The sequence below is a fragment of the Vibrio phycocola genome, assembly GCF_053850235.1.
In genome coordinates this window covers 260849-273718 of the sequence record NZ_JBSQDJ010000005.1, presented here as the reverse complement: position 1 = coordinate 273718, position 12870 = coordinate 260849, and the positions used below count along the sequence as shown (strand labels likewise).

12 protein-coding genes and 1 other RNA gene are annotated in these 12870 nt (G+C 39.9%); 1 reads left to right on the top strand and 12 read right to left on the bottom strand.

All coding sequences use genetic code 11. From position 1 onward, the window contains the following. Positions 1 to 1007, bottom strand: a 1007-nt coding sequence (locus ACWU4D_RS08915; protein WP_456051056.1) for an IS110 family RNA-guided transposase, incomplete at its 3' end; no start/stop codon positions are given. Positions 1008 to 1078: 71 nt separating this feature from the next. Next, complete coding sequence (locus ACWU4D_RS08910; RefSeq protein WP_456051055.1) at positions 1079 to 1906, bottom strand: hypothetical protein; 828 nt, start codon at positions 1904 to 1906, stop codon at positions 1079 to 1081. Positions 1907 to 2427: 521 nt separating this feature from the next. On the opposite strand from ACWU4D_RS08910, the gene ACWU4D_RS08905 reads away from it, so the two are divergent. Continuing rightward, positions 2428 to 3555 (top strand): hypothetical protein, encoded by a 1128-nt coding sequence (locus ACWU4D_RS08905; RefSeq protein WP_456051054.1) that lies wholly within the window; start codon positions 2428 to 2430, stop codon positions 3553 to 3555. A gap of 71 nt (positions 3556 to 3626) precedes the next feature. Here the strand turns inward: ACWU4D_RS08905 and ACWU4D_RS08900 are convergent, their stop codons facing one another. The 10 genes from ACWU4D_RS08900 to ACWU4D_RS08855 all read right to left on the bottom strand — a co-directional run bounded on the left by ACWU4D_RS08900 (position 3627) and on the right by ACWU4D_RS08855 (position 12731). Next, complete coding sequence (locus tag ACWU4D_RS08900) at positions 3627 to 3977, bottom strand: hypothetical protein (RefSeq protein ID WP_456051053.1); 351 nt, start codon at positions 3975 to 3977, stop codon at positions 3627 to 3629. Positions 3978 to 4287: 310 nt separating this feature from the next. Continuing rightward, complete coding sequence (locus ACWU4D_RS08895; RefSeq protein ID WP_456051052.1) at positions 4288 to 4920, bottom strand: GntR family transcriptional regulator; 633 nt, start codon at positions 4918 to 4920, stop codon at positions 4288 to 4290. Between the two features lie 172 nt (positions 4921 to 5092). Next, the gene (locus tag ACWU4D_RS08890; RefSeq protein WP_456051051.1) at positions 5093 to 5554 is read right to left on the bottom strand and encodes an arsenate reductase/protein-tyrosine-phosphatase family protein; all 462 of its coding nucleotides are present in this window, start codon (positions 5552 to 5554) and stop codon (positions 5093 to 5095) included. A 13-nt stretch (positions 5555 to 5567) separates the two neighbouring features. After that, positions 5568 to 6296 carry an amino acid ABC transporter ATP-binding protein gene (locus ACWU4D_RS08885; protein ID WP_456051050.1) on the bottom strand — a complete coding sequence of 243 codons (729 nt, stop codon included), beginning with the start codon at positions 6294 to 6296 and terminating at the stop codon, positions 5568 to 5570. A gap of 7 nt (positions 6297 to 6303) precedes the next feature. Further along, entirely contained in the window at positions 6304 to 6897 is a 594-nt protein-coding gene (locus tag ACWU4D_RS08880) for a protein-tyrosine phosphatase family protein (RefSeq protein ID WP_456051049.1), read from the bottom strand. Between the two features lie 24 nt (positions 6898 to 6921). After that, positions 6922 to 7962, bottom strand: a complete 1041-nt coding sequence (locus ACWU4D_RS08875; protein WP_456051048.1) for a hypothetical protein — start codon at positions 7960 to 7962, stop codon at positions 6922 to 6924. A 34-nt stretch (positions 7963 to 7996) separates the two neighbouring features. Then, positions 7997 to 9040, bottom strand: coding sequence for an amino acid ABC transporter permease (locus ACWU4D_RS08870; protein ID WP_456051047.1), 1044 nt, complete (start codon positions 9038 to 9040; stop codon positions 7997 to 7999). Positions 9041 to 9048: 8 nt separating this feature from the next. Then, complete coding sequence (locus tag ACWU4D_RS08865; protein ID WP_456051046.1) at positions 9049 to 10191, bottom strand: amino acid ABC transporter permease; 1143 nt, start codon at positions 10189 to 10191, stop codon at positions 9049 to 9051. Between the two features lie 248 nt (positions 10192 to 10439). After that, an RNA gene (ffs, locus tag ACWU4D_RS08860) (signal recognition particle sRNA small type) lies at positions 10440 to 10536 on the bottom strand. Between the two features lie 179 nt (positions 10537 to 10715). Continuing rightward, positions 10716 to 12731, bottom strand: a complete 2016-nt coding sequence (locus ACWU4D_RS08855; RefSeq protein WP_456051045.1) for a transporter substrate-binding domain-containing protein — start codon at positions 12729 to 12731, stop codon at positions 10716 to 10718. Between the last annotated feature and the right edge of the window lie 139 nt (positions 12732 to 12870).

Sequence of the window (12870 nt, the reverse complement as noted above, 5' to 3'; positions counted from 1 at the left end):
TCAGTATCATTTTTTATTAATGCAAATGCCGTTCTGACATTTTTATTGGCTAACGCAACAGCCGCACACTTTTTTCCGCGCCTATCGATCAGCCCTTTTAACCAACTTTCTTTATTCGTTCTCGGCTCTCGCTTATTCACTTGTTGAACCACTGACATCGCCCCTGTAATAAGCAAGCTTCTCAGGCTAGTGTTCTTACGTTTACCAATTGTACCGAGCTTTACTTTACCGCCGGAACTGTGCTGCATAGGGGTTAAACCAATACAAGCGGATAAATCGCGACCATGTTTAAACTCACCAAATTCCTCGTTAGAAATATTGATGTACAGGTAGATGGCATTTAGAAATCCAATACCTTCAATTTTCAATAATTTCCGACAATCTGGTGTATTTGATATCCAATCTTCCAACGCTCGGTTATAACTATTCAGCGTTAAACTAACATGTCGATATAGCGCTAATGATTGACTGAGCATTTCCCTAAAAATCGCACTAAATCCATTTTCAGCATCCTCTAAAACTAGCTCAATAGAAGCAATGAGTTGACTTTCCCCATACCCAACAGAAATATTAAACTCCCGAAGCAATCCACCCAGTTGATTTTTCAAAGCCGTTTTCTGTTTAACACATTGTTCTCGTAAACGCAGTATTGCTTGCGCTTGCTGCTGATGCGGAGTTTTACTGCTAACGAAGTTAATGTCCGGTAACAAACTTGCCTGAACAATCGCTAGTGCATCATTTTTATCCGTTTTTTGATTTTGACGTATCGCCATCACTAAACGTGTCGATATCAATTTTGCTTCGTGTCCGACTGATCGACAATATTGCGCCCAATAGTTTGAACCACTGCAAGATTCAAATACGACAGTGCTCGGTGATTGTTGAAGTAGGAATTCACTGAACTGCTGAGGTGTCAGTTCCTTGTTGGATTGCACCTTTTTATTGGTGTAAATACACACTTGAATAGCTTTAGTGCCTAAATCAACGCCGATAATTGCCGTATTCATCGTCTTCTCCCAAACTCATTTGCTCACCTTTAAGGTTAGCTTCGTATTAGAGCGGGAGTCCAATTATCTTGTTAAGCAGTTACAATTTGGCGCAATTTTGACGCACAATATTCTTTAATAAGTTTAACATCTCTATCATTAGTATATTTACAGACATTCATTGAAAACACACTATCATCAGCCTCAACAAAATTTAATAAGGAAGTAATTGATTCTTTAACTGCGGGGAATTTTTTTGAGGCTTCTTTTAATTTATTTACAGTTTCATTTACAGAGGGTTGCTTTAGCGCCAAGAATATATCAAATGAGTCCCTTGGCCTTTTAGTAACTTGAGCACTTTTACATTTTGAAAAAATAAGACCTGACTCATCAAGCAAAGGCACATTTACTTTTTGTGGCTTTCCATTGCACATGGAGTGCTCGAACTCTACATTACTAAAGAAACCATCAAATAGAAATTTAGAAGATGGTAAGACAATAGACCTTTGTATTTTTGGAGTACTAGATGTGTCGTCTTCCGTGAGACCGAGATCAAAATGGTCAACCATTAGTTCAGGGTGTCTTAATGTTTCTTGCGGGTGTAGAAGGTCAATGTGGTATACAACATTTTTACCTCTGACATTCAGAGTTTTAAACATTTGAAAGTCATGCTTTGCGGAGATCATAAACCCATGATCTAAAAATGATTCAACAGCGCTGGCTATCTTACCTTTTATATCGCCATCACTAAACAGGATATCTACATCTTTTGTTCCTGGATGAATATATTCTGTCTTGTTGCGTAAATATGGTGACCATCCTCCGACAATTAAGTAATCGAGGTTAGTTGATTCAATAGCTGAAATAGCCTCGACTAAAAGACCTTTTGAACCATCAAGTATACTATTATAGATATGCATAATTTCCTTACTGCTTACTGCTTAACATTTTTAATAATATGCCAGCTCGTTTTCACAGGCTTACTTTATAGCCGAATAAACCAACAAACACCTGTTTTATATTGAATAAATTTCAAATTCGCACCAATTTACTACCAGGAAAACGAGCCAACATAAAACATCTTTCAATTTTGGCACGTTATCCCAATGGTGCTCATACTTAACCTAATAATATGTAACATATTTCTTATTTTACTACTAGAAAATCGAGCCATTAAAGGTCGATCATATGTAGACAAGAAGATATGACATAGCAGAAACAACGAAGTGAATGGGTTAAAAATCATTATGGTTGATATGACAAACGAAGGCGCATTAGACACAAAAAACAGGCCAATAGGGCTTTCATAGTGCCAAGCTCTGCCTCTCCCCTCCATAAGCCTCAACATGTATCCCAATTTTTATTAATTTGTTGAATATTCTATTAAAAACTCAATTAAATTCTTCTATACTCGCTTAAGGACTAAACAGGATGTTATTAAGTGTTGATATACAGAAACCACTTTTCTCAGTTAAAAATTAAGCACTTGGCAATGTCACAAGGTTTCGCCATCGTTGCGTTTTGTTCATTTAACGCACATGCGACTAGTCAGTTAGGTAATATGGTTGCCAGTGGTGAGCAAGCCGAACAATTAACCCAAACCGACCAGCAAGACGCCCCCGAAATCGTTGATCAACCCAAAAGCGTATGGTTCGATAAGACAGAGCAATATCTTGCTGAAACCATCAACAACGTTGGTATTTATGTCGACCACAAGTTGACAAAATCTGACGCGGAATCTGATGCGGATGAACTAAATAAAAGTCACCTAAAAATTAAGCTCAAAGCAGAATATTCTCACCTTGGTTACTTCGACCCTAAAGAGCGCATTAATGCTCGCCTCCACCTTCCTAATGTAAGAAAAAACTGGAAAATCATATTTGAAACCGACCCCAATGATTACGACACGTTAGAAGCTAAACAACGGGGCTTAGAATCCGTAGGCGTTGAGAACCCAACCAAGGGCTCAATAGGCGGTATCCGACTTGAAGAGAAGTTGTTCAAGCATTGGAGAACAAACTTAGACTTAGGCGTTAAGCTTCGCGCTTCTTTGGATCCTTTTACGCGTGCGCAGCTATGGCGAGTTGTTGATATTAATGACGAGCAAACATTCCGCGTTAAGCAGCAGGTTTTCCATTATCATTCCATCGGTACTGGCTACAAAAGTGAGTTGGAATTTTATTATGATGCTTTCGAGAATAATGATAACTTTTTTAAATATGGCATCAGTGGCCAATACCTTTATGAAGATAGAGGATGGGAATTACTTTCTCAACTTACTTATTACGACAAAATGGGCCCCGAAGGATTAATGGAATATTCGATGGGCATCAGCGCAAGCCCTAAGGATGACGATCCTATCTCCAATTATTGGTTAACAGCGACTTGGCATAAGTCGATCTATAAAGACTGGCTGTTTTTCTCTCTCTCACCTCAACTAGAATGGCCGAGAGAATTTGACTACCAATTCAACCCCGGCATCGTATTGGGTTTAGAGGCTTTTTTCTCTAAAAACAGTAGCAGAGGGTATTTAAACCGCTCTATTCCAAAATCAACAACGCGATACTAATTTTTTACCAACCCCATTCACCATAACCGAAAAACTCGTTTTTCTTGCTCAACGAGTTGGTATAACGCTGACTATTTTGAATCTCCCGCTGCAGTAACAGGAACAATAACGGAAGGATCGATTTTAGTGTTGATAGCAACAGAGATAAGCGCTTCCATCTGTTCGGCTGGCGCAGCTAAGATAGCGGCTTGTGCAATCGTCGTAGCGTTGTTGGGATAAGTTTCAATCAAGCTTGCCAGAATATCTTCAGATAGTTCTGGTTTTTGTTCCATTAAAAGAACAACTAACTCTTCTGGAGCAAGGTTTTGATTGAGAACAATAGCAAGATCGATCGCCTTTTGCTCTTGGTGTGTGGCCGCTGTTACGGGAATCAGAACTGAACAAAGAAGTAAACAATGAAGAAACATCGCCCAAATTTTCATTTTGCAACTCTCCAATACGCTTACGATAGACGCCATCAAGCATAACGATTTAGAGGATAAATAGCTGTTTCAGAGTTGAGAATAAGCTCTGAGATATTTGTGAGTTAAGTTATGTGTGATGAGTACCTGTGGGATATGTTGGAGAAGAGTAATAACCCTTAGAAAAAATGGCAGTGGGGAAACCGATTCCCCGGTACCAGTCACTGCATGTAATAACGATAGAAATGCAATTGAAACGATTTAAACGATTTAAACGATTTAAACGATTTAAACGATTTAAACAACGAATAAACCCAGTCTGATCATATTTTCAACAAGACTCAAACATCATTATTTTTTTTAACCTTGAAATCGATTCGAATTTTTCAGTGAGAAGTTCATTCGAGGTTTTACACGCATTCGCTAAAACGAGCTCTTTTTCAAGATTGTCGATGAGAACATCAAGACGATTCTCATTTCGATAAATAACATGCCTATATATACGAAAACTAATTAAATTGTAGCTATCAGAAATGAGGTCGTGATCGATATGAAAAGAAATCAAATTGTTAAATTGATAAGCGATATCCCAATATAATGAGAGAGAAGGATTCTCGCGTAAGGAATTGAGTAAAACAATAAGCCCAGCCAAGGTGACCTGATCATTCACTCCTAAAGGTATGTCGGTCTCTTTATTCGAAATAGAGAGCAAACCTTGGCAAGTTTTCATGTCTTTTTCTAAATCAAAGCGATCGTTTTCTACAACAACGGAGCCGACACCCGTCTTCGTTTCTATAAAGTGCTGAATCACCAATTTATGCAAAACCTGCCTAATCGGTGTTCTGCTGAGACCAAATTCCTTACCTAAAGTATTCTCGTGTATCACACTCCCACCGGCTATTTCACCAGTGCAAATACGCCGTCGTATCTCATCGCAAATTGAATCGAGATTTTGCTTATTCATTTATATCTCACAGAGAAGGAACGCGTCCTATCGGTGCTCCACTAGTTAATAATTGGCTTTAAATATTGTTATTTATGCTAGTTAAACCAAACAAAGCCCTTAAGTATTTATTATAAGGTAGTCGTTATAAAAATACATTTTAGTTATCTTTTATAAGCAGAAAACTCATAGACTAACTAATTAAAAATTCGTCCATTTTATTTAATTTATAACCAATAAGATCTTTTAACTTAACCGCAAGACCGAGATAAATGTCATACCCTTTCCCTATTGGGTCGGCGATATCAAAAGGGCCATTAAGTAATAATACTTTTGGATGCATGTCGAGTGCATGGTCGGTAGCGTCTAGCATACTATTCACTATATTGATGTGTTTTCGTTCCATAGCAAAAACAACATCAGCATTAAATAAGTGCTCAGTTGTAAGCCTTTTACTTTTGTGATCATAGGCAACATTCAAATTGGTCAACGCTTGACCTGCCTCTGGAGTAATATCCCTACTGGTTTCTGCCGAAGTGCCAGCGGAAAAAACGCTTATTTCTAGCTCTTTTTCTGCTGCAAGTTGGATAGCGATTGCCTCTGCCATTGGTGAGCGACAAGTATTTCCAGAGCAAATAAATAGTATTTTCGTCATATATGTTATGCCTTTAATGTGAGAAAACTTGCCCCAAAAATTTACGTGTTCTTTCATGCTTAGGGTTTTCGAATAGCTCATTAGGTGTGTTTTCTTCGATGATTTCCCCTGCATCCATAAAAATAACTCTGTCTGATGCACGTTTTGCAAAGCCCATTTCATGCGTCACACACATCATCGTTATTTTCTCTTCGGCTAGACTAATCATTACATCCAAGACTTCTTGAATCATTTCTGGATCAAGTGCGGAAGTTGGCTCATCAAACAATATCACTTTCGGTTCCATACAAAGAGTACGAGCAATGGCAACACGCTGTTGCTGTCCACCAGAAAGTTGATTAGGCATCTTTAACGCCTGATCAGCAATTTTCACTCGTTCCAAATAAAACATTGCCCTTTCAATTGCCTGTTGTTTAGGGATTTTTCTGACCCAGATTTGCGCAAGCGTACAGTTTTCTAGCACCGATAAGTGAGGGTAAAGATTAAACTGCTGGAAAACCATACCGACTTCTTGACGTATTTGATGAATGTTTTTCGATTCAGAATTCACCGCAGTACCATTGAATTCCACTAAACCGCTTTCATGAGTTTCCAACGCATTAATACAGCGAATGAGTGTCGATTTTCCAGAACCTGAAGGCCCACAAATCACGACTCGCTCGCCTTCTTTCACTTCAAGGTTAATGTTTTTCAAAGCGTGATAATCATCGTACCACTTGTTCAATTCATTAATTTTAATCATGTTGTTTTCATTTACCCTTACCTTTACCCTTACAGAGTACTCTTGCGAATAACTCTTTACCTACCCAACTCTCTTGCTCGGCTGTTTCGATGGCGTCGGCTTCGTTGCTCCGAACGAAATTAATCGCTTCGGTCGGATCCATTCCAGTTTCGTGCAACACTCTTGCCGCGAATGTTCCCGAACGACCTTTCCCCGATAAACAGCTAAGACTGATAGAACTTCCTTGTGAGAGGATGGTGTGAACTCTGGTTCTTAAATCAATCCAAAGCGCCTCTCCTTCTTCATCAGGAATACTGAAATCCTGAACAGGTAAGTTCACGACTTCAATCTCTAGCTTTTCTGTTACTTGGAGCAATTCACACATTGCATTTGGCGGCAACTCACTGCTGCTCGTCAGAATAACGATCATCTTGACGGAATTTTCAGCCAGCGTGTTCAACACATCATCCATCTCAATGGGATGAATATAAGACTCACCATCAACAGCAATTTCAAGCCCAGGGAAACTGGTCATAAATATCTTCCCGTGCTCTGGGTGCTTCTCGATAGTGAGCCCGACAAACGTTATTGGGGCACTAGGCATAATGTCTTTACCTTTCATATGATTACCCCTTAACTGTCTGATTTATCGAATTGGACTAGGGTACATTAAGCCGCCTTCAGAGCTTAACGCGTTGTTCGTCCCCACACGATCCATTCCAAATGTTGTGCTAGGACCAAGGTGACGATTGTACACTTCTGCATAATTGCCAACTTGTTTAATAATGTTGTAGCTCCAATCTTCTGACAAACCGATTTGAGCACCCATTTCTCCCGCCGCAGATTTATTACTGAATAAACGTTTAACGGCTTTCGGTTGATTCTCAATATCCGCCATGATTTGGTCTATATTTTCAGAGGTAACCCCTAATTTTTCAGCATTTAGCATGACTTGAAAGCCCCAATAAACGGCGCTTTCTAATGCTTGGTCAGGTTGCGTGACAAGAGTTAAAGGTTCGTTTGATATCACCTCTGGAAGTACCATGTAATCGTCAGGGTTATCAGCCAATAGTCGGTCAGAGTTCAGCGCAGTTCTATCGCTTGCGAGAACATCACATTTACCCGTATAAAACGCCTGCAAGCGAGCGGTTTTATCGGCGATGTTTTCAATACGATATTCGATGTTTCTATCACCAAACCAATCCGCGATATTTAAAAGCGTTGTTGAGCCTTCTTCAGCACAAACCGTTGCACCGCTTAATTCAGAAGCCGATGTCACACCCAGTTTTTTCGGGATCAAGAAACCTTGACCATCATAGAAAGTCGTAGCGACGAAGCTCATGCCAGGGTTAGCATCACGCGTACCTGTGCGAGTAATACTACGAGAGGCAAGATGTGCTTTCTTTGCCACAATAGTCTTCATGCTATCTGAGAAGCCAATACCGCGAATATCGGCTTTCTCAGCATCCCCTAATATTGCAGCCGAAGCCATGCGACAAAAATCAGTATTAAAGCCCTGATACACGCCTTTGCTATCCGGTACAGAGAAACCAGGCGAGTTTGTATTCACCAGACAGATCAAGCTATCTTCTTTCTTGATCTCATCCATCGTTACACCTGCACTAACATGACTTGCTGCTAACAATGAAACACAAGCTGTGGTGATATAAGATATTGTTTTTTCCATTTTTAACTTCCTTTTAATAAACAAAAACCAACGACTATTGCGACGATCTTTTTTCTAACCATCGGCTATAAGACGATAGAATCCAACATGTGACGAGATACCAGATGCCGACTAACATGTAAGCTTCTAACCCATAGTTCTGCCAAAGCGGATCACTAAACGCCATTTTTGAGGTTGCCATAATGTCGTGAATACCAATTATGACGACGAGAGATGTGTCTTTATAAGCACCAAGAACCGTATTCATAATCCCCGGCAGTGATTTCTTTAACGCTTGTGGCAATATAATAAATCTTATCTTTTGAACGTAATTTAGCCCCTGACTATCTGCGGCTTCATGTTGGCCTTTAGCGACAGATTGGAGCCCTCCGCGAACCGCTTCAGCAAAGTAGGCAGAGTGAAAGAAAACGAGAGCAATCATGGTGGTAACCAATGGATCAAGTGTTATTCCCACCGGCATCATAAGTGGCAAAATAAACACACCGAGAAACAGCACCATGATCATTGGTACGCCCCTAATAATCTCGATGTAAAGTGTCGCCAACCCTTTTAAAACTGGAATGGTATTTTGAAAACGACATAGGGCTAATACGATTCCCAAAGGAAAGGCAAACACTAGGCCGAACAACGCCAACATAAGCAGAATCGGTAACCCATTCCAGTGTTGAGGTTGAACATATTCCAAGCCCAGAATGCCGCCACGCATGAGATATAAATACAGAGCGCCAACCATTATCCAGAAATAGATTAAGCCCACTTTTTGAAACTTAGGAACCATGCTGATTCCTACTGAAGTAAGCAATAAAACGCTGGCTAAAAGAGGCCTAACATGTTGGTCAAATGGGTACGTACCAAAAAGGATTAGCCGAAGCTTTTCTTTTAAAAAAGGCCAACACGCACCTGAATTTATCTTGCATACTTCACCGCTTGCCCACGGTGAAACGGCGCTAAAAAATAACCAATCAAACATAATTGAAATAAGAAAAACAGCAATGCCGCCAATAATAAGCGTAATGATTGTGTCTCTTATTCCGTTAAATAGACGCTTGTGCACTGTCTCTATGAAAGCTGTATTCATGATCATCACTATGAGTTCAAGTTAATGCGACTGTTGTATCGATTTAATAACGACGAAACAACCAAGTTAATAAACAAGTAGGTAAGCATAGTGATCGTCATTAACTCGATTGGGCGAAACGTTTGATTAATAGACGTCGTCATCACTGACACTAAATCTGAATACCCCACAGCAAGCGCTATAGACGTATTTTTTGAGATATTTAAATATTGATTACCCATTGGCGGAATAATAATTCGCAACGATTGCGGCAAAATGACCAATCGCATCATCTTGGTATACCCCAACCCGGATGCTTTCGCAGCTTCAAATTGCCCTTTCGGTACAGCTTCTATTGCACCTCGCACCAGCTCCGCAACTTGCCCGCCGTGATACAGACTGAGTGCTAACCACAACACTAGAAACTGAATCGAAATCCGCCCTCCACCAGTAAAATCAAACCCTTTAAAGACTGGATATGAGATGGAAAAGTGAACATCAAACACTAGGATTGCCAAACCAAACACCGTCACTAAAACAACGATCGATGGCCAAAACGTTGGATACATTCTTCCCGTTTTATCTAACGTTTTCTTCGCAATGCGGCGAGCAACCAACAAGCCAAAGAACCAAACTGAAATAAGACATAAGAGAAAAATAAACCCATTGCCCCATTCGAGAATAGGAAAATTGATTGAGCGATTGGAAATGTGGATATTTGAAAAAAACACCCAGTTTTCACGTATTGTTGGAAGTGTATTGATAACAGCAAGATAGAGCGCCAGTAGAATTAGGAGCTTAGGTAAATTCCGCATTATCTCAATATAGAAACCGGCAACCTTCGAACCTAACCAATGCGAACTGGTTCTTAAAATACCCACACAGACTCCGACGAGGGTCGCGCCAACAATACAAACAATCGACAATAAAATAGTATTTAAGAAGCCAGCAAATAAAACGCGGTAGTATGAATCTGAAGATGTCACTGGAATGATGCTTTCACTAATATTAAAGCCTGCACTTGAGTCCAAAAACAAAAATGAGGGTTTAATTCCGACAGCACTAAGGTTTAACTGGATATTCTGTACAAGAAAATACCCTGCAACTAAGAGGCTAATAATGATTACGACCTGCCAAGCGAGAATGGAAGTGGTCAACTTCTTATTTTGCATGGTTAAAACATTCCAATGTAAGGCAACATTGAAATAACTTAACCTGTATACAGCTATACATCAAGCTTTTCGAGACAACTATATTGTCACAATAAGTCGATTATTCTTAACAAGTAATGATCAAACACTATGTAGAAAAGTGGATAAAAGGAATAAACAAGAAGTCTAATACCTATTGTTCCATAAGGAATCGATAGTATTAATTCAGTGTTGATGGCTTGGGAAATTAGTATGCGTCAGATGGGTGGAAGCCCCAGCCACATCCCGGCACACACGTCATCTGCTGTGGCTGCTTCCTTCCGGATCTGACCAGGTTCACAAACTAGTGTTGCGGGAGGACCAGGGCCTCCATAGATTTTTTTCGTTTCAGCACTTACGTGTCGAAAGAGACGCTGATTATCAATCATCCCTATGGCGAATGCAAGCAACAGGATAAGAATTTGTTGCTTGTGAGAATCAAGCGCTTAAAGCTTGACCGTTATTAGTGTAAACACTCTCCCATAGCGAAAAAGATACACACTAAGTTACGTATTAATTGCGTTATTCCTGCGCTCTCTCTTCTTTCGGTACATTTCGACATCTGCAAGATGCAGCACTTCTTCCAATGACGTTGATACACGACGAGGCGACGAAATACCCACTGAAACGGAAATATCAAAATTCTTACTCTTTGTTGGATCGTTAAAAGCAAAGCATTCCAAATTTGACAGTATTTGTTTTAAGTCATCTTCGCTGATCACATCCGTCAGAATAAATTCATCACCACCAATGCGATAACTTCTTCCTTTCCAATGAGCTTTAATTTTTTCGGTGAGCTGCATTAATACCTTATCACCGGTATCATGGCCATTTGCATCATTTATCTGTTTAAAATTGTTCACATCTAAATAAACAAAAGTCACCCGAGGTGAAACGCCACGAGAATATCGGCGATACAGCGAGCGTCGATTGCGTAGTTTCGTTAGTCCGTCGGTATTTGATTGAATATGAAAATAGGTTACAAGCATTGCAAGCAACAATAGTGCACCGAGCAAAAGAAGTATTTCCTGACGTTTAACTTTCTTCTCTAGCAAAAGTTGCTCTCGCCAATTTGGATGGATATTGTAACGAGTCACTATTTGGTTAATATTGAGAATGCTCATTGCACTTGAAAACAGCTGTGCTAAAGCCAAACCGTCTTCTGTGCGTGGGAAGGCGACGGCAACTTCGTTAGTGTTGAAATAACCGACCTGTTTGTCTTCTTCAATATCTAGAAGCTCTTCAGATTCGCTTAGCAAGGTTGAAAAAAATGTATTTGAATAGGCGATATAATCCACTTCTTTGTTGAACAAGCCTTCCATCAATTCATGCTGAGTTTCGAAGGTATAGAGTTCTATGTTCGGAAGCATTTTTTCTAACAAGTGCTGATAATAGTCATCCCTAACGACACCAATTTTCTCCACAATGAGTTCAGACACATTGTTATAAACATTGTGCTTGTACCCTTTACGTTTTGCTAAAATCGCGGATATTTCATAGTAAGGGTCACTAAAATACATGAGGGCTGAGCGCTCTTCCGATATAATAATCGGGGCCAACATATCAATCTTATTATCGAGCAAGTCTTGATACATGCTAGACCAAGGTTCATTGGCATCACTCACAATGTCGCAGCGAATCGCCAGAATATCGCAGGTGCCCAACACAATATCAGCGCTGATTCCGGTCACGGACCCATTTTCGTGGTACTGAACATATTGCCCACCATTTTCCAATTTAATTCGGAACACTTTATTCCGATCGATACTGCTCTCTTCCATTTTGGCTCTGAGAGCTTGTCGACGAATATCAAGCTGATAGAGCTGTATCGATTTACTGAGTGTCTTTTGCATTTCTGCTGAATGAAAAAACGTTTCAAGTTTCTCCAACATATCAGCATTAGCGTGCTTCGTCGTCACAATAGAGACAGGCTGAATAGGCAAATAGTCATTTAACAACGTGGCTTGATAACCAGCACTAATCATTGGTTTCAACTGATTGATGGCATCAAGAACACCGTCTACTGCGCCTGAATTAAGTAATTCTAACGCTTTACCGCCCCCTTCATAACTAACTTGCTGAAGGCGAGGATAGTGTTTATTAATTAAGTCAGAATAAATTGTCCCAGAGGGAACACCAACTCGATTCAGTTGATCGAAACGTGCACCATCTTTTGAGAACAAGTAGGTGTATTCAATGTTGGTTGGATGAGAAAAATCAAAACGGTTTTCTCGCTCAGAGGTATAGGTCACATTTGCGGCAAAATCTACAGTCCCTGCTTCGACGGCATCTAAAATACTTTTGAAACTAGCATGAGTTTGATAGTTAACGTGAAAGTTTAATTTATTCGCGGCGGCATCGAATAACACACGACTAACAATATCATCGGCTTCTATCGCCACACTATAGGTTGGAGTTGAGGCATTATTGCTTTTTTGTGTACCGGCTTGCGCCCATGTACTTCCTATAAACCAACACAAACTCAACAGAGTAATTAAGCTTGAGGTAATATATCTAACCATTTTTATATGCGTTTGCGCCCCTGCAATAGTACTCAGTAACAGTGAGATGTATTACCATACATCAATCTCCATGTTACACCATCTTCATTTATAGACACTCAATATTAACTATGGTGCTGTTCAAAACAAATCATATTGC

Excerpts from the sequence above, each read along its gene's own strand:
- ACWU4D_RS08910 (WP_456051055.1), bottom strand. The coding sequence starts at position 1,906 with ATGCATATCTATAATAGTATACTTGATGGTTCAAAAGGTCTTTTAGTC.
- ACWU4D_RS08900 (WP_456051053.1), bottom strand. The coding sequence starts at position 3,977 with ATGAAAATTTGGGCGATGTTTCTTCATTGTTTACTTCTTTGTTCAGTT.
- ACWU4D_RS08895 (WP_456051052.1), bottom strand. The coding sequence starts at position 4,920 with ATGAATAAGCAAAATCTCGATTCAATTTGCGATGAGATACGACGGCGT.
- ACWU4D_RS08890 (WP_456051051.1), bottom strand. The coding sequence starts at position 5,554 with ATGACGAAAATACTATTTATTTGCTCTGGAAATACTTGTCGCTCACCA.
- ACWU4D_RS08885 (WP_456051050.1), bottom strand. The coding sequence starts at position 6,296 with ATGATTAAAATTAATGAATTGAACAAGTGGTACGATGATTATCACGCT.
- ACWU4D_RS08880 (WP_456051049.1), bottom strand. The coding sequence starts at position 6,897 with ATGAAAGGTAAAGACATTATGCCTAGTGCCCCAATAACGTTTGTCGGG.
- ACWU4D_RS08875 (WP_456051048.1), bottom strand. The coding sequence starts at position 7,962 with ATGGAAAAAACAATATCTTATATCACCACAGCTTGTGTTTCATTGTTA.
- ACWU4D_RS08870 (WP_456051047.1), bottom strand. The coding sequence starts at position 9,040 with ATGAATACAGCTTTCATAGAGACAGTGCACAAGCGTCTATTTAACGGA.
- ACWU4D_RS08865 (WP_456051046.1), bottom strand. The coding sequence starts at position 10,191 with ATGCAAAATAAGAAGTTGACCACTTCCATTCTCGCTTGGCAGGTCGTA.
- ACWU4D_RS08855 (WP_456051045.1), bottom strand. The coding sequence starts at position 12,731 with ATGGTTAGATATATTACCTCAAGCTTAATTACTCTGTTGAGTTTGTGT.